Source organism: Rhizobium sp. No.120, from assembly GCF_054558365.1.
In genome coordinates this window covers 186,541-208,002 of sequence record NZ_BAAJNQ010000004.1, presented here as the reverse complement: position 1 = coordinate 208,002, position 21,462 = coordinate 186,541, and the positions used below count along the sequence as shown (strand labels likewise).

At 57.9% G+C, this 21,462-nt stretch carries 17 protein-coding genes; 8 read left to right on the top strand and 9 right to left on the bottom strand.

Translation table 11 applies throughout. From position 1 onward, the window contains the following. Window positions 1–98: 98 nt before the first annotated feature. Window positions 99–902 carry an endo-1,3-1,4-beta-glycanase ExoK gene (gene exoK, locus ACYJRZ_RS14880; RefSeq protein ID WP_459459969.1) on the bottom strand — a complete coding sequence of 268 codons (804 nt, stop codon included), beginning with the start codon at window positions 900–902 and terminating at the stop codon, window positions 99–101. Between the two features lie 874 nt (window positions 903–1,776). Here exoK and ACYJRZ_RS14875 point away from each other — a divergent pair. Both ACYJRZ_RS14875 and ACYJRZ_RS14870 read left to right on the top strand, forming a co-directional pair. Further along, a complete protein-coding gene (locus ACYJRZ_RS14875; protein WP_459459967.1) occupies window positions 1,777–2,736 on the top strand; it encodes a glycosyltransferase family 2 protein in 960 nt (319 codons plus the stop codon). Between the two features lie 86 nt (window positions 2,737–2,822). Then, window positions 2,823–3,767, top strand: coding sequence for a polysaccharide pyruvyl transferase family protein (locus ACYJRZ_RS14870; protein ID WP_459459965.1), 945 nt, complete (start codon window positions 2,823–2,825; stop codon window positions 3,765–3,767). Between the two features lie 12 nt (window positions 3,768–3,779). On the opposite strand, the gene ACYJRZ_RS14865 is transcribed toward ACYJRZ_RS14870, so the two are convergent. Continuing rightward, window positions 3,780–4,790 (bottom strand): glycosyltransferase family 2 protein, encoded by a 1,011-nt coding sequence (locus ACYJRZ_RS14865; protein WP_459459963.1) that lies wholly within the window; start codon window positions 4,788–4,790, stop codon window positions 3,780–3,782. Between the two features lie 90 nt (window positions 4,791–4,880). Further along, a complete protein-coding gene (locus ACYJRZ_RS14860; RefSeq protein WP_459459961.1) occupies window positions 4,881–5,168 on the bottom strand; it encodes an exopolysaccharide production repressor protein in 288 nt (95 codons plus the stop codon). Window positions 5,169–5,898: 730 nt separating this feature from the next. On the opposite strand from ACYJRZ_RS14860, the gene ACYJRZ_RS14855 reads away from it, so the two are divergent. The 4 genes from ACYJRZ_RS14855 to ACYJRZ_RS14840 all read left to right on the top strand — a co-directional run bounded on the left by ACYJRZ_RS14855 (window position 5,899) and on the right by ACYJRZ_RS14840 (window position 10,238). After that, window positions 5,899–6,579, top strand: a complete 681-nt coding sequence (locus ACYJRZ_RS14855) for a sugar transferase (protein ID WP_459459959.1) — start codon at window positions 5,899–5,901, stop codon at window positions 6,577–6,579. 85 nt (window positions 6,580–6,664) lie between these two features. After that, window positions 6,665–7,939 (top strand): polysaccharide biosynthesis/export family protein, encoded by a 1,275-nt coding sequence (locus ACYJRZ_RS14850; RefSeq protein WP_459459957.1) that lies wholly within the window; start codon window positions 6,665–6,667, stop codon window positions 7,937–7,939. 8 nt (window positions 7,940–7,947) lie between these two features. Then, window positions 7,948–9,240 (top strand): O-antigen ligase family protein, encoded by a 1,293-nt coding sequence (locus tag ACYJRZ_RS14845; protein WP_459459955.1) that lies wholly within the window; start codon window positions 7,948–7,950, stop codon window positions 9,238–9,240. Next, window positions 9,237–10,238, top strand: a complete 1,002-nt coding sequence (locus tag ACYJRZ_RS14840; RefSeq protein WP_459459953.1) for an acyltransferase family protein — start codon at window positions 9,237–9,239, stop codon at window positions 10,236–10,238. Before ACYJRZ_RS14845 ends, ACYJRZ_RS14840 begins: the two co-directional genes overlap by 4 nt. A gap of 114 nt (window positions 10,239–10,352) precedes the next feature. Here the strand turns inward: ACYJRZ_RS14840 and ACYJRZ_RS14835 are convergent, their stop codons facing one another. The 4 genes from ACYJRZ_RS14835 to ACYJRZ_RS14820 all read right to left on the bottom strand — a co-directional run bounded on the left by ACYJRZ_RS14835 (window position 10,353) and on the right by ACYJRZ_RS14820 (window position 15,188). Further along, window positions 10,353–11,324, bottom strand: coding sequence for an ABC transporter permease (locus ACYJRZ_RS14835; RefSeq protein WP_459459951.1), 972 nt, complete (start codon window positions 11,322–11,324; stop codon window positions 10,353–10,355). 31 nt (window positions 11,325–11,355) lie between these two features. Then, window positions 11,356–12,906, bottom strand: a complete 1,551-nt coding sequence (locus tag ACYJRZ_RS14830; protein WP_459459949.1) for a sugar ABC transporter ATP-binding protein — start codon at window positions 12,904–12,906, stop codon at window positions 11,356–11,358. Window positions 12,907–13,000: 94 nt separating this feature from the next. Next, complete coding sequence (locus ACYJRZ_RS14825) at window positions 13,001–13,990, bottom strand: substrate-binding domain-containing protein (RefSeq protein WP_459459947.1); 990 nt, start codon at window positions 13,988–13,990, stop codon at window positions 13,001–13,003. Window positions 13,991–14,168: 178 nt separating this feature from the next. Further along, window positions 14,169–15,188, bottom strand: a complete 1,020-nt coding sequence (locus tag ACYJRZ_RS14820) for an aldo/keto reductase (RefSeq protein ID WP_459459945.1) — start codon at window positions 15,186–15,188, stop codon at window positions 14,169–14,171. A gap of 246 nt (window positions 15,189–15,434) precedes the next feature. Between ACYJRZ_RS14820 and ACYJRZ_RS14815 the strand changes: the two genes are divergently transcribed. Further along, a complete protein-coding gene (locus tag ACYJRZ_RS14815; protein ID WP_459459943.1) occupies window positions 15,435–16,346 on the top strand; it encodes a GntR family transcriptional regulator in 912 nt (303 codons plus the stop codon). A 22-nt stretch (window positions 16,347–16,368) separates the two neighbouring features. Here the strand turns inward: ACYJRZ_RS14815 and ACYJRZ_RS14810 are convergent, their stop codons facing one another. Together ACYJRZ_RS14810 and ACYJRZ_RS14805 are read right to left on the bottom strand one after the other, a co-directional pair. Next, window positions 16,369–18,612, bottom strand: coding sequence for a glycoside hydrolase family 2 protein (locus ACYJRZ_RS14810; RefSeq protein ID WP_459459941.1), 2,244 nt, complete (start codon window positions 18,610–18,612; stop codon window positions 16,369–16,371). A 196-nt stretch (window positions 18,613–18,808) separates the two neighbouring features. Beyond that, the gene (locus tag ACYJRZ_RS14805; protein WP_459459939.1) at window positions 18,809–19,711 is read right to left on the bottom strand and encodes an AraC family transcriptional regulator; all 903 of its coding nucleotides are present in this window, start codon (window positions 19,709–19,711) and stop codon (window positions 18,809–18,811) included. Window positions 19,712–19,921: 210 nt separating this feature from the next. Here ACYJRZ_RS14805 and melA point away from each other — a divergent pair, with 210 nt between their 5' ends. After that, complete coding sequence (gene melA, locus ACYJRZ_RS14800) at window positions 19,922–21,388, top strand: alpha-galactosidase (protein WP_459459937.1); 1,467 nt, start codon at window positions 19,922–19,924, stop codon at window positions 21,386–21,388. Window positions 21,389–21,462: the final 74 nt, after the last annotated feature.

Sequence of the window (21,462 nt, the reverse complement as noted above, 5' to 3'; positions counted from 1 at the left end):
ATTTCCGCTTTTGCGCCCGGCCGAAACCGGGCACTTGGTGTGGTTGGTGTTGCATGGCGGCCTTGTTACCGGCCGCGCGATGGCGCGGCCAGCCGTGTTCAATCGAGCTTGCAGGTGATCGATTCCGGAAAGAGGCACTTCTCACCCGGAGCGGTGAAGGCGACGCGCTTGATCTCCATGGTCGCCGGCTCGCCGCCATAGGCGAACTTGCCCATCCAGCCGCTGAGCGTATCGGTGCCCCAGAGGCTGAAGAAGATCTTCTGCGGGTTCGTCGGTATTTTCGAAGGATCGGTAACCTCCTGGACGAGCTTACCGTTCACATAGTAGCGAAGGCGATCCTTCTCCCACACAAAGGCATAATCGTTGAAACCCTTGTCGGCACCGCCCGGCACCGGCGCCAGCTTTTCGTTGCCGCCCTTGGCGGAAATATACTGATTGACCTGAACCTGGCCGGAATTCTTGCCGAGCACTTCGAAATCGATCTCGTCATGCGGCTTCTTGTCGGTCGGGCCGATATAGGTAAAGAAGGCGGAATTCAGCCCAGGCCCGGTAGCCGTGCGATAGCGTGCCTCGTAGGTGCCGTAGCCATAGCGTTTGGTCGTCTGGATCTCGCCGCAAGCATAGTTGCGCTCGCCGGTCTTGGACTGGACGAACTGCAGCTGCAGCATTCCATCCTTGATACCCACCTGCTTGCGCGACCAGGTGCAATTCTGATGTGGCCCATTGTTCCAGCCATCGGAAATATACCAACGGCTGCTGTCCAAATGCTCGAAATTGTCGACGAAGGAGCCGCCGGTCGCCTGATCGTCCTGCGCGAAAGCGGCCGGTGGTATGAAGCAGGCGCTCATAAGAGCGATGGAAACAAGACCAATTCTGTGCATGCACCTTTTCGATGTCGTCATGGCATTACCTTTGCTGACGCAGGACACGTCTACGGGGAAGAAAGTGTCGCGGCGCAACCCCCTGAAACAATCGAAAAAACCAGAGGCGCGGTTGAACGGCCAGGTATTCGGCTCGAATGCTATGGGGACAGAAACTATGCCTGGGAGCAGTATGCTACGCATGAGGTTTATCCGCGAAGATACGTTGGCAGTCACATTCACGATGTCTGTTACCCCTTCTTCGGGCTGCATCCCCCCTCACAGCCATTTCCAACACAGCAGAACTCGCAAAGATAACCTAGGGCACTCTTCGGAAAGGGAATACGGCAGCGCAGCAAAAATGAGCAAAAAGCGATATGTCGCCCCGAGCAGGAAACACGGTTTTATTCCGCGTAAAGGGTGAAAAAATCGATTTATATGCCAGAAAATGCAGTTATGGAAAGCACTTAGCCATTCATTCTCCGTCCCGCTCGGGGCTGTAATCGAGCATATCGGGGCGCTCCGTTTTCTCCAACGAAGGTGAAGATTTTTTGCAGCGCAGCATGAATTGGCAGGCAAAGCATGACCAAAATGCGACAAAGCTTCAATCAGAATGAGAAAGCCAATTCATACTGCTCTGCCAATGGATGTATCAACGTACGATCTTGGTGCGCCATGTGTGATAATGGCACATCGGCGAATGGTCTTAATCGCCACCACGCTCGGATGAAAGTTTCAGAAAATCTTCTTCCCCCGCATTGCTCGGCATCGATTGGACGCTACCTGTTGGCGTCACAACGACTTTCGCTACAGCCAATGGGCCGATAAATTGCAGCGAATGCCGTTGGAAAAGCCAATGATCATGCCCTGGGGCATGAACCGCAAGCCCCTGAATCGAAACCGTAAAGGCGGGAAAATGGCGTCAATCACGATTGTTATTCCGTTCTATCAAAAGCAAACCGGCGTTCTGCAGCGCGCTTTGAAATCGATATCCCGGCAGACATTTCAGGATTTCGATATCGTCATCGTCGATGATGAATCGCCGCTTTCGGCCGAAAGCGAGCTGCAATCGCTGAGCAGCGAGGAAAGAAAACGCATCCGCGTCATCCGCCAGGCCAATGCCGGCCCCGGCGGGGCACGCAATACCGGCCTTAACAGCGTGCCGTCAGAGAGTCGGTTCGTAGCCTTTCTGGACTCCGATGACGAATGGGCGCCCGAGCATCTCAGCAATGCCTTCGGAACGCTGACCCATTATAGCGCCGATTGCTACTGGGACTCCATCGATGGGGGCAAGGAGTTCTACTATCATTTCAGCATCGCCGAGCTTGGAAAATCGGCCGAAACGGTGCGCTTATCGGAGAGGCCGGCCGTCGTCGAAATCCCGAATATCGCCAGCGTCATGCTGCAGGACTGGAGTTTCCTCCACATGTCCTGCATGGTGATCGGGCGGCCGCTTTTCGAAAAAATCCGCTTCGAGCCGTCTCTGCGACTGGCGGCGGAAGACGTCCTGTTTTTCTGCGACTGTGTTCTCGCCGCCAAGCGGGTCCTGCTTTGCGAGAATGCCGGTGCGCTGCGCGGTGAGGGCGTGAACATCTTTCACAGCATCGACAACGATTCCCCGCAATTCCTGCGCCAGCAATTCAATACATGGACGGCGCTCAACACGCTGGAGCAGAGATTCTCGCGGCGGCCGCAGGATGTCGAATCCATCCGTCTCTATAAAAACCGCGCCCGCCAGCAGGCGCTTTGGAGCCAGGCGCGGCAGGTACGGCGGCGGCGCATGCCGCAATTTGGACTGCTGGCAAAATGGGCCTTACGCGATCCTGGAATTTTACAAAGCGCCATGCAGCTTGCCGTGGGCAAACTCGCGCCCTAGATTTTGCGGTGCAGCATGGGCTGCACATGCCGCATCGAAGAGCCACGGCATGGCCCGCTATAGTTTGGATCAGCAAGGAGTCCTGCATGAAGCCGTTCCACTGGGAATCCACCCATGGCAATTTCGGTGACGATCTCAATCTCTGGCTCTGGGATTTCCTACTTCCCGGCCTTCGCGATGTTCATGCAGAAACGCTGTTAGTCGGCGTCGGCACGGTCCTCAATACGGAGATCCTCCCTGACAACGGGCACAAGCTCGTTATCGGCAGTGGTTTCGGCTACGGCTCTCTTCCGGACATGCGCGATACCTCGCAATGGGATGTCCGCAGCGTGCGTGGGCCACTGACGGCGCAAAAGGCTGGCTTGCCGACGGAAATGGGCATCGTCGATCCTGCCGTGTTGGTGACGGAAATGCCGGAATTCCAAGCTATTTCGAAAAACGGCAAGCGCACCTTCATTCCCCATTGGGAATCGGCTGCGGCAGGCCTCTGGCCTGAGATCTGCAAGACGGTCGGCCTTTCCTATCTCGATCCGCGCGGCGAGGCGAAGGCCGTCATCCGCGAAATTGCCGCCTCCGAACTAATCGTGGCGGAATCGATGCATGGCGCCATCCTGGCGGATGCCTTCCGTGTTCCGTGGATTGCGGTCAGCTCCTCGCGCTCCATCAACAGTTTCAAATGGAACGACTGGGCCCTCTCGCTCGGCGTCACCTACCAGCCGAAGCACATCCCCGTTTCCACGCGCGCCGAGGCGATCGCCAAAGGAGCCAAATTCTGGGGTGTCGGCTTCGAGCGCAACAAGCAGGCTGCAGCCGAGCTGGAAAAGCAACGCTATGGGGAAAACGTCATGCTTGCTGATCCCCAGCAGACCACCCTGCGCGTCATGGCAAAGCAGGCGCTGGCCGTACCGTCGGCTCTAGCTCTGTGGCAGGCGAGCAAGGCAAAGCCGCAGCTGAGCAAGGATAGCGCGCTTGCAGCCTGCAAGGAGCGCCTGCTGAACGTGATCGAAGGCGTGCGTCGCGATTATCTCTAAGCCGCAATACCGCTATTCCGGAGCGGCCTGCAGCAGATAGCGCAGGCCGTTTGAACCGGAATGGGCAATGGCGTTGCCGCTCCGCCTGCGGAAACGCTCCGTCTTGTCAGCTAGAATGCCACCGGCAATCGCCGGGACGGCGAAGGGATGCGATAGCGCATAGGCAGCGGCAGATAACAACCCGGATTGTGCTTTGATATCGAGGAAATACCGCAACTCGTAACGATCGCGAATATGCTGTTCGTGACGACGGATTACGGCCGCGTCCGCAGAAGAAAGTCCGCCCTTAGCAAGAATGGCCTGATCAGCCTCATAAAGGCGGCGCAAATCCTCGGTCCTGTGGCTGCCGCTCAGGGAATCGCTGCGCACGACCGCGCCATAACCGCAGCTATGGATGATCTTGTAGCGGGCCTGCTTTGCCAGCGCGCGGACATAAAGATCGTAATCCTCCCCGAGACGCAATGCCTCATTGTAGCGCAGGCCGTGCGCATCCAGGAAGGAACGCCGCATCAAAGGCTTCAGGAAGCCGATCTCGCCGCGACGCACGCCACGCTTGGAAATATTGCCTTCGACGAAAGCAACAAGATCGAGAAAACGTGGTTTCGCGTCGAAACGATCGAGTCTTGCATGCGCATCCGGCACAGTGTCGGCACTGACGAAAGCGATGTTGTCGGCAACGAAATCCCAATCGTCAGCGGCAAGCAGTGCAGCGAAGCGACCCGGAAAGAAAAAATCATCGGCATCGAGAATGCCGATCAACGGCGCCTTGGATATCTGGATTGCGTGATTGCGTGCTGCGGCAGGGCCACGGTTCTTTTCGAATTCCCGGATAATCAACCGGCCGCTGCCGTCATCGGCCTTGGCTGCGGCTGTGGCAGTTCCATCCGTCGAGCCGTCATCGATAACGACGACTTCGGCGACCTCTGCCTCGCGAAGAGCCGAGGCAACGGCAAGACCGATTGTTTCGCTGGCATTCTTCGCGGCAATGATTACGCAGACGCATTTTTCTGCAAGGTCGGTCACATCAGCCTCCAAGGGTTCAGAGGAGACTTAGGACATGGCTACGATCCGGCAACCGCCGGACCTTCAAAAGATCTGACCTCTTCCCATGGGTCAAGGGTTGAAGGGTTCGGACCGCTTTAAACTGGATGCGAGACCAGCAACCTTGCCGTCCTCCTGAACCGATGCCGGACCCTTGTCTTCGTTCAACTGGGCCTCAAGCGCTTTGCGCTCTTTCCAGACCAGATAGAGCACGCCCAGGAAATAGCCGACCTGCAGAAGGACCGCACAGAGCGCCGTTTCGATCAAGGTGGTCGAAAGCGAGTTCGTCAGGAAATATGTTGCGATGGCAAATACGATCAGCGTGCCCAGCATGCTGATGAAAACGCGGGGTGCGTACATAATCTTACCCCGCCTGCTCGAGCATCAAAAGAAAAACGATCAAGGTCTTTCCTCCCTTATCAGACCTAAGTCTTAAATATATTTTATGATTCATTGAGATTCAACCAAGTTACCAAGATCCGTTGCGATTTGAGACGATCCTAGCGCCTAGCCTGTTAAAACTACGCCCCGATTATAATTACAATTGAATTTGTTCATCTTTCTCTTTGCAATTATATGGCGATCCATCAACGTAATACAATTTTTGAGATGTTTGCGGTTGACCATGCCCGAGAGGTTTTGTCAGTAATTCAATCAACTTTTATTACAAAGTCCTGGACAATCTACCTTCAGTATGTGCGCCGCAAAATATTGCTGCAACGCAATATATCTATGGATGAAAGCTGCCCGGCCTAAAGCTGAGGGGAAACGGAGCGGAAGCTATCGAAGTCAATGATAATGAACAACTTGGCATGCCATGCCTATATTATCCTTAGAAAGGGTCGACTGAGATGCGACAGAACTGTCAAGAGGGACCTTATACACAACATGATACAGTACATTTCATCTACTACTGATCAGTGAACTAAACCAAGTCACCATCAATGCGGTAAATTTATACCACCATGCCATATCGCTACAAAAATTTGGCTTAAAAAGTCTCAATCCCAACCTACACTCCGATCATCGCGGCTCTAGTTACGCGTCCGAGAATTTCCGACCAATCGTCAACATGAATGGAGTTTTCTCTATGAAATCTGCGACGAGATCGGCCACATCGGCTTTTTTCAGCGCTGCGGAAAGCGACGTCTTTCCGCCCACTGGTGGAGTACTGAAGCGCGTTTTCGACGTTTCCACCGCTATGACCGCCTTGGTTCTCATCAGCCCGCTCTTTCTGTTGCTGATGCTGCTGGTAAAACTTTCAGACCCCGGCCCCGTCTTCTATGGCCATCGCCGTATCGGCCATAATGGCAAGGCGTTCCGCTGCCTGAAGTTCCGCACCATGGTCGTCGATGGCGACAAGGTGCTGCATGCTTACCTGCAGGCCAACCCGAAGGCCATGGAAGAGTGGCGGGCAACGCGCAAGCTGCAGAACGACCCTCGCGTGACCACGGTCGGCTCGGTCCTGCGCAAGCTCAGCCTCGACGAACTGCCGCAATTGATCAACATCATCCGTGGCGAGATGAGCGTCGTCGGGCCGCGCCCGGTGGTGGAAGACGAACTTGAGCGTTACGACACGGCGGCGATCTACTACCTGCAGTCCCGTCCGGGCTTGACCGGCCTTTGGCAGGTCAGCGGCCGCAACGACGTTTCCTATGAAAGCCGCGTCGCCTTCGACACGCATTATGTGAAGAATTGGTCGCTCAGCAGCGATATGGTGATCATCGCCAAAACCATTCCTGCAGTCTGCCTTTCACGCGGCAGCTATTGATGATGACTGGCAGATACCGCGGGATGCGTCCTGCGGTTTTCCCGCGTCCTGCGGGATTGCCTACCGATAACAGGGAAGATCCTGCATGATTGAATTCCGGCCTTCCAAGAGGCTTCTACGTGTCAATTCATTGCTGCGCTGTGCAGCTATCATTGCTCTCAGCCTTGGCGCAGCTGCCGCTCCGGCGCTAGCTGAAAATCTTGCCGGATATCATCTGGGTGTCATGGACAAGCTGCATGTGCGCGTTGCCGAGTGGCAGACGGCCGAAGGCACCATTCGCGACTGGTCGATGGTTTCAGGCGACTATACCGTCGGACCTTCGGGCTCGATCTCGGTTCCCTTCATTGGGGACATGCCGGCCGTCGGCAAGACGACGGATCAGATCGCCGAGGCAATCGGTCTCGGACTGCAAAAGCAGTTCGGCCTGCGGGATCGACCGTCGGCCTCAGTCGAGATGTCACAGTTCCGGCCGATCTATCTTTCCGGAGAGGTCCAGAATCCTGGCGAGTATCCCTTCGCGCCCAACCTGACCGTGCTCAAGGCCGTAAGCCTCGGCGGCGGCATGCGCCGATCCGATGCCGGACAGCGCTTTGCGCGCGATTTCATCAATGCCAAGGGTGACGCTGTCGTCTATATGGCAGAGCGCAGCCGCCTGTTGATGCGAAAGGCGCGCCTGATGGCCGAATTGGCCGGCAAGGACGATATCGACGTCCCCACCGAGCTCAAGCAGCTGCCACATATGGCGGATCTGCTGGCCAGCGAGAAGGCCCTCATGGATACGCGTGCCACCCGCATGACGACGCAGCTGAAATCCCTGGAAGATCTGAAGACACTTCTGCAGAACGAAGTCGAGGCGCTTGCAAAGAAGAACGACACGCAGAGCCGCCAGCTTGATCTGGCCAAGGCCGACCGCGATAAGGTCGAAAGCTTGGCCGAGCGCGGCCTTGAGCTCGCCTCCCGCCGAATTTCCGCCGAACAGCGCGCCTCCGATCTGGAAGCCACACTCCTCGACACGGAAACCGCCGCTCTGAAAGCCAAGCAGGATATCAACAAGGCCAATCAGGACGAAATTACCTTGCGCAACGACTGGCAGAGTTCACTCGCCCGGGACATGCAGGATACCGACACGCAGCTTGAAACGCTGCAGCTCAAGCTGTCGACCAGCCAGTCCCTCATGCAGGAAGCTGTCGCTCAATCGGCTGACGCCGGCAACCTCGACCCCAGCGGCCCAGGGGTGAGCATCTCCTACACCATCATTCGTGACGACAACGGCCAATCGAAGGAAATACAGGCCCAGGAAAACACGCAGGTATTGCCCGGTGATCTCATCAAGGTCAGCACCGGGCTCGCCATTCGATAGGAAAATCGATGCGGATAGCCAAATCGATCTTTGTCCGTCCGGGCAGCAACGCCACCTATGGCATGGTGGCGATTGCTCTGTCCTTCTTCGTTTTTGCCTATTCCTCTCGTTTCGGTCAGCCTTCGATCCTGCTCTACTACGCGCTATGGTTTCCGCTTGTCATGATGGACTATCGGAACGTACTCGGCAGCTATCACAGGCAGCTCTGGCTTTTTGCCTTTGGGCTATTCACCTTTTTGTCGATCTTCTGGTCGGTCGTCCCTCCGACGACGGCCCGAGCGTCGATTCAGTATATGACGCATATCTTCTGTGCTCTGGTCGCCATGCGCACACTCGATATCCGCACGTTGACCCGCGGAGCGATCGCGGGCACCGGTATCGTGCTCATCTATTCCATGTTGTTCGGCTACTATGCCTATGATCCCATCGACGGAACTTACAGCTTCGTCGGCGCTTTCGATTCCAAGAACCAGCTCGGCTTCTATGCTTCGCTCGGCATCTATTTCGCCTTTGCCGCCGTCTTTGTGTTGGGCGAGCGGAGGATCTGGATGATCGGTGCGGGAATTGCCGGCCTGTTATCGGCCTACTGCCTGCATGCTTCATCATCGGCAACATCGGTTCTCACGACGATGTTGGTGGTCGCACTATGCATGGGCCTGCGTGTCATCCTGTACCTGTCGCCCAAGCAGCGCAAAAGGCTGTTTGTGACAGTGGCTGTAGGCGGGACCATCCTCGCGGTCGCGGGCGTCTATCTCGGAGCGGTCGATCTCATCCTCGGCGCCTTCGGCAAAGACTCCACGCTCACCGGGCGCACATATCTCTGGCAACAGGGCATCGCGACGGCGCAGCAGAATCCCTTCTTCGGGGTCGGCTACCAGGCGTACTGGGTTCAGGGCTTTTCCGAACCCGAGAGGCTGTGGGAAGAATTTTACATTACCTCGCGCGCGGGCTTCCATTTCCACAACACCTATATCGAGACAACGGTCGAGACCGGACTTATTGGTGTGATCCTGCTCGCCTCGATCCTGCTGACGGCCGTGATCGGCCATATCAGCCGCTTTCTGAGTGACGTCAGAAACGACGAATCCTATCTGCTTCTCGGTGTCGCCACGCTACTGTTGATCCGGTCTTTTGTGGAGATCGATATTCTAAATCCGTACCATGTCGGTTCCTTCCTGTTCTATTTCACGGCAGGAAAACTTTCGATGCGGACACGCATGCCTGCAAATGCGCCCTCGCACATGGGCGAGCAGATGCCATTCGCGCCGCCGGTCAATTGGGAGCCGCGAGCGGGCCAATGAAGACACTTTACGGCATCCAGTATCTGCGGGCCCTTGCCGCTCTTGCGGTCGTGCTGTTTCACGCAGCCGAGCGCAGCGGCGGCCATTTCCGCATTGGCGCCGCCGGCGTCGACGTCTTCTTTGTCATCAGCGGCTTCATCATGTGGAGCATGAGCGAGCGTCGCCCCGTGACGCCGCTGCGTTTCGTGCTTGACCGGCTGCAACGTATCGCGCCATCCTACTGGATCGTGACCGCGATCATGATTGCCGGCGCCGTGGCTGGACTGTTTCCGAACATGAAGCTGACGGCGAGCCATATAGTCGGTTCGCTACTGTTCATTCCCGTCAGGTCGCCGAGCAACGGCGAGATATGGCCGGTGCTGGTGCAGGGATGGACGCTGAATTTCGAGATGTTCTTCTATGTCATCTTCGCCGCCTGCCTTTTCCTGCCGCAGCGCCTGCGGCTCGCCAGCTTGATCGGTATCTTTGCAGCTTTTGTCGCGATCGGCGCCCTCGCCCATCCACAATCGCCGCTGCTTGCCACCTATGTCAGGCCGATCATTCTGGAATTCGTGGCGGGTGCGGTGCTCGCCCGGTTCTGGCTGAAAGGACATGTTCCCGACGTTGGCCTCGGTCTTGCGTTAGTGATCGTATCGATCGCCGGTTTTGCCGCCATCGAACTGCTTAGCCTCGACTTCAACGAGATGACATGCGGTCCTCTCGCCGTCGCACTGGTTCTCGGCACGGTCTCGATTGAGCGCAGCGGCAAGCTGCCATCCGTCCCCCCTCTCACCTATATCGGCAACGCGTCTTATTCGATCTATCTCTGGCATACGCTCGCGATCTCGGTAATCGTCAAGCTGCTGTCGTCGCTGCAGATACCGTCAGACGCCGTCACTTTCGTCAGCATCATCTCCGGCACGCTTCTCGGGGTTGTCGCTTATGAAGCCGTCGAAAAGCCGTTGCGCAGTCTCCTAAAGGGCCTGAGCTGGCGAAGGTCACCACCCTCGCCCGCCTAGGCATAAAACATACCGATCACTTATCGGCGCCGTGATTATGCGACCGAAGCAGCTCGCGCGACATATTCGTGGCGTGCGAGCCGGTGACCGGCTCCAGTTTATGCGGCCTGACTGCTAAGCCCGGCGGCGGCGCAGCTGATCGAAATAGACGATGACGATAATCAGGACGCCGGTGATGATGCGCTGCCAAAAGGAGTTGAGGTTCAGCAAGTTGGCGCCATTGTTGATGGTCGCCAGGATGAAGGCGCCGATCAGCGGGCCGTAGACTGTCCCGACGGCGCCGAACAGACTGGTGCCGCCGATGACCGAAGAGGCGATCGCCTGCAGCTCCCAGCCGTCAGCCTGCGTGGCATTGCCGATAGCAATGCGCGAAGCAAGCAGAATGCCGACGAAGGCGGCGCAGGTTCCCGACAGGATATAGGCAAGATAGATCATCCAATTGACGTTGACGCCGGATAGGCGTGCCGCCTCGCGGTTTGAGCCGACGGCGAAGAGATAGCGGCCCCAGCGGCTCAGATGCAGGAAGATCACGGCAGGGATCGCGACCAGGATCACCATCCAAAACAGGCTTGGGATACCCAGGAAATCGGATACCGCGAAATTGGTGAACTCGTCATTGACGATGTTGATCGTCGAGCCGTTGGTAATCAAGAGACCTATGCCGCGAAGCGAGGTCAATGTCGCCAGCGTGATGATGAAGGGCGGCAGGCCCATGCGCACGATGCCGAACCCATGAAACGCGCCGATCAGAACCCCGAAGGCAAGCGTGATCAGGATGGCAGACCACACCGGGAAACCCGCCTGCAGCAGCCAGGCGATAATGACGGTGCAGAAGCCGACAATCGCGCCGACGGAAAGATCGATGCCCGCCGTGATGATGACGAAGGTCTGGCCAAGCGCAAGAATAGCCGTCATCGAGCCCTGACGCATCAGGTTGGTGATGTTGAGCGGCGTCCAGAACTTGTCGGTCCAGAATCCGAGAACAACCCAGAGCGCCAGAAGCAGCAGGATCAGCGTCAGGCTGAAGAGGATGTTCATCTTGCGCCGCGGCGCTACGGTGGGGCCTTCTGTCGTATTCGCGGCCATTTTCTTCTCCCTCTTTAGACTTGTTTATCGTTTAGACGCCGATCGCTTCGCCAAGGACTTCCTCATGGGTTGCCGCGTGGAAATCATGGCTGGCGACCAGCTGGCCGCGGCGGAAGACGTGCAGGCGATCGGCCAGCTCGTAAACCTCCGGCAGATAGGAAGAGATCACGATGATGCCGGCACCGTCACGAAGCAGCTTGGCAAACAGCCGATAGATCTCGGCCTTGGTTCCGACATCGACGCCGACCGTCGGCTCATCGAAGATGAAGAGCTTGGCGCCATGGCTCAGCCATTTGCCGATGACGACCTTCTGCTGATTGCCGCCGGACATGGCCGATACCAGAACCCGCCGGCTCGGTGTCTTGATACTAAGATCGCGGATCTGCTTGTCTGCATTGGCCGCTTCGCTTTTGTTATTGATGACCGGGCCATGGCTCAGTCGCCCGAATACGGGCAAATTGATGTTGAGGCCGATCGGCAGGTTGAGACAAAGCCCCTGATCGCGGCGGCTTTCGGGCGCCAATGCGATGCCGAGATCCATCGCATCGCGTTCGTTGCGGATATTGACCTTGCGCCCCTGCCAGTAGATTTCGCCTGCAGAAAGCGGCTGGCGCCCATAAAGACCGAGCGCGAATTCGCTGCGGCCGGCACCGATCAGTCCGTAAAGGCCGACGATCTCGCCGGCACGAACGCTGAGCGAAACATTCTCGAAGCCGGGACCGGAAAGGCCGCGTGTCTCGAGGATGGTGTCGCCGATCGGGATCTCCTCCTTGTGGTAGATCTGCTCGATGGAACGATTGATCATCAGCTTGATCAGCTCGTCCTCGTTGGTTTCGGCGATCGTGCGGGTACCGACATGCGTGCCGTCGCGCAGAACGGAGACCCGATCAGCGAGCTCAAACACCTCTTCCATGCGATGGCTGATATAAACGATCGTCACGCCCTCGCCCTGCAGGCGGCGGATCAGCTTGAACAGCTGCGCCGATTCCTGGCGGGTGAGATAGGCGGTCGGCTCGTCGAAAATCAGAAATTGCGTGCCGCGCATCGCAGCTCTCGCCGTTGCCACCAGTTGCTGCTGCCCGATCGTAAGCGAGCTCAGGAGTTCGCCGGCCGGCAATCCGAAGCCGAGATCGTCGAGCACGGTCTGCGCCATCGCGACCATCTGCTTCTTGCGCATCAGGCCGAAGCGATTGACTTCATCGCCGAGAAAAAGATTGGCCGCGACGGTCAGGTGCGGGCAAAGCACCACTTCCTGGTGAACCGCATTGATACCGCGGGCGATCGCCTCGTTCGGCGTTGCGAGCGCGACCGGATGACCGCACCAGAAAATCTCGCCCGCCGTTCTCGTGATGACGCCGGTCAGGAGCTTGATGAGCGTCGATTTGCCGGCACCATTTTCGCCGACGATCGCGTGAATCTCTCCCGCCAGAAACGTTATCGTTGCCGGCTTCAGCGCCTCGACGAAGCCATAGCGCTTCTGCAGGCCCCTAAGTTCAAGGATGGGCGAACCGGCCGGAATACGATTTGCTTCCGTTTTGACGGTGTCGTCGTGCCGATGGCTGATTTCTTCCAGGCTGGTCATGAGGTCTCCTCCATTCGCTTCGTCGCGCAGCCGCTTCCGGGAATCGGCCGGACGAAAAGGCCGCGCCCGATCCTTTCGGGCGCGGCCTCAAGCCTTACTTGACCTTGGGATTGATCAGAGCATCGATCTTCGGATCGCTCATATTCGCCTTTGTGACGAGGTTGGCGCCGGTATCGACGTTGGCCGGGACCTTCTCCTTCTTGGAGGCGGCAAGCGCTGTCTTGATGCCGTCATAACCCATGCGATAGGGATCCTGTACCACGAGGCCGGCGAGAACGCCGGATTTCAGGAAGCCGACGGTCTTGTCGTCATTGTCGAAGCCGATGACTTTGATCTTGTCGCCGAGCTTGTTTTCGGCAATCGCCTGGCCCACACCCTGCGCCATGATCAGGTTCGAGGCGAAGACGCCGACCAGTTTCGGATTGGCCGTGATCAGGTCGGTCATGATGTTGAGGCCGGTGGTTGCCTGGCCATCCGCATATTTATCGGCAACAACCTTGAGGCCTGGATACTTGCTCTTGATCTCTTCCAGGAAGCCTTGGCGGCGCTGGTCGAGCGAGCCGACGCCCGGCAGGCTGGTGATGATGGCGACTTCACCTTCTTCTTTACCGGTCATACCCTTGATGGCAGCGGCAAGGCCATCGGCGGCGATACGCCCGCCCTGGACGTTGTCGGTCGTCAGGAACGAGATGAAGGCTTTGGAATCGGCGGCAGAGTCGATACCGACCACCGGCACGGACTTGGCGGCTTCATCCACCGGCTTGCCGAGTGCTTTGCGTTCGGTCGGCGCGATGACCACCGCAGCCGGCTTGCCGGCAACGGCATTTTCGAGAATGCTGATCTGGCCGTTGATGTCGGATTCCGACTGGGCGCCCAGCTCCGGCACCTTGACGCCGAGATCCTTGCCTGCCTGGCGAGCACCGGCAAGAACGATCTGCCAGTAGAAGGATGTCGTATCCTTGACGATGATCGGAATGGTCACGTCGGCAGCGAAGGACTGCACGGGCATCGCCATTGCAATAATGGCGGCGCCGGCAAGGCCGGTAAAGCCGCGGCGGGACAGAAGTGACTTGGCAATTTTCATCTGCTTCTCCTCTCAAAGCGTTCTGTTCTCCTGCACACCCGCCGCTGAACGCTTGCGGCTCGGTATCGTAACGCCTTGTGGCATCACGCTTCGCGTGGCGGATCTGCCGCCAACGCCAAAACAGGCTTTCCTCCTCTACGAAACCGCCTCTCCGGTCGGCTCGATAGCTCCCAATTTACTAGACCCTCACGGCCTCGTCTCCCAAAGGAGGCGCGACGACAGTCAAACCTTCGAATTCCTCATACAGGCTGTCGGGAAGCCTTGGCTCCATCAGTTGCATGTTGCGAACAAGACTTTCGGGCTTCGCCGTACCGATCAGAACCGAGGCCACGCTGGGACTGCGCAGCGGGAACTGAAGCGCCGGCTGGGCAAGCGGCAGACCATGCTTGCGGGCAATCTCCTCCATGGCGCCGACCTTGGCCAAAATATCCGGCGTTGCCGGAAGATAGTCGAAATGCGCGCCAGGAACGGGTCCTGTTGCCAGAATGCCGGAATTGAAGACGCCGCCCACAACCAGCGATGTTCCTTTCTTCTCGCAAAGCGGCAGCAATTCGGCAACGGCTGAACGATCCAGCAGCGTGTAGCGGCCGGCAAGCAGGATGCAATCGATATCGGCGGCATGCATCACGTCCAGGCAGACCGGCACCTCGTTGACCCCGAGGCCATAGGCCTTGATCGCGCCCGACGACTTCAGCTCCTCAAGAGCCTTCAGCCCCGAGCCCAGAAGCTGGCCGAGATAGCGCTCGTTAAGTGCCTTGCCGTGGGTGTAACCACCGATATCGTGAACATAGAGAATATCGATGCGATTGAGACCGAGACGGGCATAGCTGAATTCCACCGAGCGCATGATGCCGTCATAAGAGTAATCATAATCCGCATCGAAAGGCAGGGGATCGACATAGCCATAATTCGGCACTTTGTCGGTAGGCACCGGGCGCATCAGGCGGCCGACCTTCGTCGACAGCACATAGCTGTCCTCGGGCTGATCACGCAGGAAATCGCCCACGCGACGCTCGCCGAGGCCGAAGCCATACCAGGGCGCAACGTCGAAATAGCGGATGCCGTGGTCCCAGGCGGCCTGCAGGGTCGCCATCGCCTGGTCGCGGGGGCAGGCGCGATAGAGGCCGCCCAGCGCCGCAGCGCCAAAGCTGATCTCCGTGACCTTAAGGTCCGTCCTGCCGATCGTTCTCGTCTGCATCACCTCTCCCTTGTGATGACGGTCACTTCAATTTCGGTGGCGTTAACGGAGGCTCTCCACATCCATCGCCATTGATTTTGTTTTTTATCTACAATAAACATTTTGGTGTCAACGAGGAAATCATGGGGACTGTCGCGGGAGACGACGGAAACTGCGGTTTCGACGGAACTCCCGCAATTGACTGCCATCGGGACATGGTTCAGACAGCGCCGCCGGCAAAGAGCGGCGACGAGACGTGAGGGGGAAATGGCAAGGCAAAACACGCTCTTCAAGGAAGCCTATAATCGTTATGCCGCCCGCTTGAAGCTCGATACCGAGCTGCCGAGCGAGCCGGAAATCGCAGCCGAACTTGGCGTCAGCCGCAGCACGGCGCGGGCGATCCTCATGCGTCTAAGCGACGCTGGCATCATTCTGTGGAACAAGCGACAGAAGACAGTGCTGCGCCTGCCGACCCAGGCCGACTTTTTCCCTAAGGAAGAAACCGATTCCCTACACAATATCATTGAGCGCAGCTTCATGACGCGCATCATGTCCGACGAAGCCCAACCGGGCATGCAGATCAACGAGTTGGAGCTGGCGCGAGAAATCGGCACCGGCACCTCTGTCGTTCGTGAATTCCTTATCCGTTTCAGCCGCTTCGGCCTCATCGAGAAGCGGCCGAACAGCCACTGGATTCTCAAGGGCTTCACCAGCGAATTCGCCCTCGAACTTGCCGATGTGCGCGAAATGTTCGAACTGCATTCCGCCGCCGAGTTCGGCCGCCTGCCGGCCAATCATCAGGCTTGGGAGGATCTCAAGGCCATCGAGCAGGAACACCACGAACTGCTCAAAGATTTCGACGCGCACTACCGCGATTTCTCGCGCCTCGACGAAAAATTCCATCTCCTCATCCATCGAGCCTCGAAGAACCGCTTCATCACTGAGTTCTACGACGTCATCGCCATCATTTTTCACTATCACTATCAGTGGAACAAGGCTTTCGCACGCGAGCGCAATGCCCGCGCCGTGGCGGAGCATCTCGACTATATCGAAGCGCTGCAATCACGCGACCAGCAAAAGATCGATGCTGCCTGCCGCCAGCATCTCGCATCGGCACGGCAGACGCTGCTGCAGTCGATCCCACAAGGCGCCGGTGAAATTGCCGGCTCCGCTGCCTGACGGCAGAGAACCCGGCAGCTCGTTATTTTGCCGTAAAGCTCAGGCTTTGGCTGGCAAAGCGCGGGGACGAGACTTCGAGCTTGATCGCACCGGCTTCTCCGGTTGCCTGGAGCCAGAAACCCGTGGTCCCGCCCTGGAATGCCACCGTTTCCGGTCCGATGATCTTCGCCGGACCATCGACCTGGATCGAAATGGCTTCATTGAGGAAGGGAAGACGCGAGCCGGCCTGATCGAGCGCACGCACGATCACGCGCACCGTATCGCGCTCGCCTGCGCGCAAGGTATCGGCATCAGCTTCGACCTGAAGCGACGTCGGCAGTGGATTGGCGACCATATGCTGCTCGACAACCTTTCTGCCGTCGATATAGCCGGTGAAATGCACGTCCTCCCACTCCATCCCCCATACACCGAGTTCGTCCGGGGTGAAGGAACGGTGATCGAAAACGACGGGAGGATGCGGCAGATGTGGGAAAGTTTCCCGATCCGGACCGAGGCGCTTAGTCAGAGAACCGTAGCGCAGCTCGACCTCGTCGCAATTGGTGAGCACGATCAGCGGCAGGGCGCCGCCGATATTGCGCTCGCCGCGCGCCCAGATCGTGACCGGCTTCATGACGATCTCTTCGGAGGGTTCGCATTGGCTGGCATAGACATAAGCCGCGAATTTCGGCTCGCGGAACATGTCCATGACGCCGTGATAGCAGATGCGGTCACCCGAGCCGAAATCGCTGTGGGTGTTGTAGTCGAACATGCACCATCCGATCGCGCCTGAGATCGATGGATCGCCATAGGCGGCGTTCAGAACTTCCAGATGCCGGCGTACATGTTCGGCCTGGCGTTGCTCCTGATCGTAGATTTTCGTCGGATACATATGGCCACCGAATTCGGTGATCAGATAGGGCACATCCTTGGAGAGGCCGGTATTTTCCTGCTGCGGCCTCAGCGGCGTGCGCGGCCGGTTGGCGCCCGGAAGCTCTTCGTTGCCCAGGATGAAGTCATTCATCGTATAGACGTCTTCGAGCATTTCGCTCTCGGTGATGTAACGTACGCCACCGGTCTGGCGCGTCGGATCGAGCTCGCGCGCAAGTCGGTTCGTCTCGACGTAGAAATCGTGAGAATCCTGGGATTCGTTGATGCGCACGCCCCAGATGATGATGGAGGGATGGTTCCAGTCGCGCTCGATCATGCGGCGCACGTTGCGGATCGATTCCTGCCGCCATTCCTTATCGCCGATATGCTGCCAGCCGGGAATTTCCTCGAAAACCAGCAGGCCGATACGGTCGCAATGATCGAGGAACCATTTGGACTGCGGATAATGCGAGGTGCGCACAACGTTGCATTTCAGCGTGCGCTTCATGATTTCGGCATCACGCTCCTGTGCGGAACGGCCCATCGCATAACCGACATAGGGGAAGGCCTGATGGCGATTGAGGCCGCGCAGCTTCAGCTTCTTGCCGTTCAGCAAGAAACCTTCCGCTGTGAAACTCGCCGTGCGGAAGCCAAAACTCGCAGCAAGGCGGTCCGCGCCATGCTCGCTCACAAGCTCCACCTCAGCCGAGTAGAGGACGGGACTGTCGAGCTCCCAGAGCGAAAGGCCAGAAAGGCCGGCGAAGCTGAGTTTCACGCTTTCACCCGACGTGTCTACCTGGCCGGAAGCGATGGCTGCTCCGTCGGCGGAGCGCAGGGTAACCGTCACGCTCCCCTTGAAGGCAAGATTTTGCGGATTGGAGATGTCGCAGCGCACAGTAGCGGATTTATGGTCGGAAAGGACATCCGTCGTCTCGATCTTGATGTTCGCGATTGACACGGGCGCAGCAACCTTCAACCAGACATCACGATAGATACCGGCATAGGTCAGGTAATCGATCCGCCCTCCGAAAGGCGGTATCTGGGGATTTTCGCTACCATCGATCTTGACCGTGATCAGGTTCTCACCCTTGCGCAGGCGGCCGGTCAGGGGTGCCTCGAACGGCGTGTAGCCATCCTTGTGAGCAACGATCTCCTCGCCATTCAAATAGACGACGGCATCGGCCATGGCCGCATCGAAGATCAGCGATACCTCACGGCCTGCGAAAGCTTCATCCCAGCTGACGATCTTCTGATAGGTGAAAGCGCGCTGATAGGATTTCTCGTCGAAATAGTTGAAAGGCAGCTCGACGGCCGTATGCGGCAGCGTAACACTCTGTCCGTGCTGCGGGCGACTGACATCCTCGGGCAAAAATCCTTCGTGAAACGTCCAGGATTCGTTGAAAGCGACAACAGAACGCATATTCAATCCTATCGATTAAGCCCGTCGCATCGGATGACGAACAGATGTTGCTGGAAGTGAGGCGCGCGGCGGGGCAAGCGGGACGCCGCGGGGCGATATCTATACAGGCTGGCCGCCGTTGCGCAATGCGACCGGTTGGCGGAATTCCATTTTCAAGACAAGCAAGTGATCGCAAGGATACCGACCTATAGCGGATCTATCGGCTGCGCGCATTCTTCGTCTCTTCCACCGGAGTGCGCACGGCGGCATACATGCCGGTCGTGCGGAATTCCGTCGGATTGATGCCGTAGATGCGGCGAAATACCTTGGAGAAATAATTGGCATCGTCGAAGCCCGACATGATAGCGACTTCCTTGACCGGAATGAAGGCAGCCTTCGTCAGCAGCTTCGCCGCGCGCTGCATCCGCTGCTGCAGCACGAATTCCGCCGGCGGCACGCCTTCGCTCTCGGCAAAGACGCGCGAAAAATGCGCGCGGCTGAGGCCGCCCACCTTCGCAAGCTCTTCGACCGGCAGCGGCTTGTCGAGATTGGCATTGATGTAGTCGATGACGATCTGCATGACGGAGCGGTCGGCGGCAAAGGCATGCGAGCCGAAAACATCGTCATAGAGCGCCATTGCCGCCTCATAGGCGATCGCCGAAGCCGAAGCCGGCGTCGTGGCGCCCTTGACGAGCCGAAGGCTGCAATCGGCAAGATGATCGATCGTCGACTGCTGCAGCTTTAACACCGGACCGGCCGCAGCCAGGATCAGCCGATGGATGCGCAGTGCTTCCTCGCCGTTCATGGAAATCCAGAAATATTCCCAGCGCTCCCCCTTCTCCAGCCAATAACGGTGGTTATGCGGAACGAGAACGAGCAGCGTATCGCCGGCATTGACGCGATAGTTACGGCTCTCATAGCGCAGCCGCCCGGTACCGCTGATCGTATGCTGCAACACGGTGAACGGTGTCAGACCGCGCCGTCGTCCATCCCAATCATAGGGTTCATCATAGCGAACTTCATATCCCGCGCTGGTCGGCATGGCGTGCAATCGGTGGCGTCCCCGCGGCAGCGAAACCGTCCGCATGACCTGTCCGTTATCGATCAATTCTTGCAGCACAAAATTACCCTCAAAAGCATAATAGTTCTCTGTTCGCCTCGGCGATTATAGGCATAATCCCGCCAGAAAACAGCGCATGCTCGCCGGCGAGGAACGGCGATCGGAGGAAAAATCGCGATTTCGGCCCGTTCCGCAATCGTTGCGACACTGGACGAAAATATCGTCGATTTCCCTGCCGCTGCTTGTTCGATCGACTTGAAGGTGAGGATCATGAGTTTCAAAATCGCTATTATCGGCGCCGGCAGCGTCGGCTTCACGAAAAAGCTGTTCACCGACATTCTCTGTGTGCCGGAATTCCGCGACGTCGAATTCGCGCTGACCGATGTGAGTGAGCACAATCTGACGATGATCAAGGCGATTCTCGACCGGATCGTCCAATCCAACAAGCTGCCGACACGCGTCACGGCTACCACTGATCGCCGCAAGGCGCTGGAAGGTGCGCGCTACGTCATCAGCTGCGTTCGCGTCGGCGGCCTGGAAGCTTACGCCGAAGATATCCGCATTCCGCTGAAATACGGCATCGACCAGTGCGTCGGCGATACGATCTGCGCCGGCGGCATTCTCTATGGCCAGCGCAACATTCCGGTCATTCTGGATTTCTGCAAGGATATCCGCGAAGTCGCAGAGACGGGCGCCAAGTTCCTGAACTATGCCAACCCGATGGCGATGAATACCTGGGCGGCGATCGAATATGGCAAGGTCGATACGATCGGTCTTTGCCACGGCGTTCAGCATGGCGCCGAACAGATCGCCGAAGTGCTCGGCGCCAAGGACAAGAGCGAACTCGACTATATCTGCTCGGGCATCAACCACCAGACCTGGTTCGTCGATCTGCGCTTCAACGGCCGCAAGATCGGCAAGGATGAGCTGATCGCAGCCTTCGAGGCGCATCCGGTCTATTCGCAACAGGAAAAGCTGCGTATCGACGTCCTCAAGCGTTTTGGCGTCTATTCGACGGAGAGCAACGGACACCTGTCGGAATATTTGCCCTGGTATCGCAAGCGTCCCGACGAGATCAACAAGTGGATCGACATGTCGGACTGGATCCATGGCGAGACCGGCGGCTATCTGCGTCACTCCACCGAGACGCGCAACTGGTTCGAGACGGAATTCCAGCAGATCCTCGACAGCGCCTCACAGCCGATCGACCCGGCACGCCGCTCCAACGAGCATGCCAGCCATATTCTCGAAGCGCTGGAAACCAATCGCGTCTATCGCGGCCATTTCAACGTCAAGAACAATGGCGTCATCACCAATCTGCCAAGCGACGCGGTCATTGAATCCCCAGGCTTCGTCGATCGCTTCGGCATCAATATGGTGGCGGGAATTACTCTGCCGGAGGCATGTGCAGCCACCTGCATATCCTCGATCAACGTTCAGCGCATGTCGGTCCATGCCGCCATCAGCGGTGATATCGATCTCTTGAAGCTTGCCGTCCTGCATGATCCGCTGGTCGGCGCCGTCGCCACGCCGGAGGAGGTCTGGCAGATGGTCGATGAAATGGTCGTCGCCGAAGCCCGTTGGCTGCCGCAATATGCCCATGCGGTCGATGGCGCGAAGGAGCGCTTGTCGCAGGGCAAGGTCAAGACGCGCGATTGGAAGGGTGCGGCAAGCCGCAACGTACGCTCGATCGAGGAATTGCGGGCTGAAAAGGCCGCGCTGAAGCAGGCCGGCTGACGAACAGCAGATCGGAAGACGATGGCTGCGGCGGCAGAGGGGTGATATCTCGCCGCAGCCGGCCGTCTTCCGTT

Bases quoted from the DNA above. Each gene is read 5' to 3' on its own strand.
- exoK (WP_459459969.1), bottom strand. From the start codon at position 902: ATGACGACATCGAAAAGGTGCATGCACAGAATTGGTCTTGTTTCCATC.
- ACYJRZ_RS14875 (WP_459459967.1), top strand. From the start codon at position 1,777: ATGGCGTCAATCACGATTGTTATTCCGTTCTATCAAAAGCAAACCGGC.
- ACYJRZ_RS14870 (WP_459459965.1), top strand. From the start codon at position 2,823: ATGAAGCCGTTCCACTGGGAATCCACCCATGGCAATTTCGGTGACGAT.
- ACYJRZ_RS14860 (WP_459459961.1), bottom strand. From the start codon at position 5,168: ATGTACGCACCCCGCGTTTTCATCAGCATGCTGGGCACGCTGATCGTA.
- ACYJRZ_RS14855 (WP_459459959.1), top strand. From the start codon at position 5,899: ATGAAATCTGCGACGAGATCGGCCACATCGGCTTTTTTCAGCGCTGCG.
- ACYJRZ_RS14850 (WP_459459957.1), top strand. From the start codon at position 6,665: ATGATTGAATTCCGGCCTTCCAAGAGGCTTCTACGTGTCAATTCATTG.
- ACYJRZ_RS14845 (WP_459459955.1), top strand. From the start codon at position 7,948: ATGCGGATAGCCAAATCGATCTTTGTCCGTCCGGGCAGCAACGCCACC.
- ACYJRZ_RS14840 (WP_459459953.1), top strand. From the start codon at position 9,237: ATGAAGACACTTTACGGCATCCAGTATCTGCGGGCCCTTGCCGCTCTT.
- ACYJRZ_RS14835 (WP_459459951.1), bottom strand. From the start codon at position 11,324: ATGGCCGCGAATACGACAGAAGGCCCCACCGTAGCGCCGCGGCGCAAG.
- ACYJRZ_RS14830 (WP_459459949.1), bottom strand. From the start codon at position 12,906: ATGACCAGCCTGGAAGAAATCAGCCATCGGCACGACGACACCGTCAAA.
- ACYJRZ_RS14825 (WP_459459947.1), bottom strand. From the start codon at position 13,990: ATGAAAATTGCCAAGTCACTTCTGTCCCGCCGCGGCTTTACCGGCCTT.
- ACYJRZ_RS14820 (WP_459459945.1), bottom strand. From the start codon at position 15,188: ATGCAGACGAGAACGATCGGCAGGACGGACCTTAAGGTCACGGAGATC.
- ACYJRZ_RS14815 (WP_459459943.1), top strand. From the start codon at position 15,435: ATGGCAAGGCAAAACACGCTCTTCAAGGAAGCCTATAATCGTTATGCC.
- ACYJRZ_RS14810 (WP_459459941.1), bottom strand. From the start codon at position 18,612: ATGCGTTCTGTTGTCGCTTTCAACGAATCCTGGACGTTTCACGAAGGA.
- melA (WP_459459937.1), top strand. From the start codon at position 19,922: ATGAGTTTCAAAATCGCTATTATCGGCGCCGGCAGCGTCGGCTTCACG.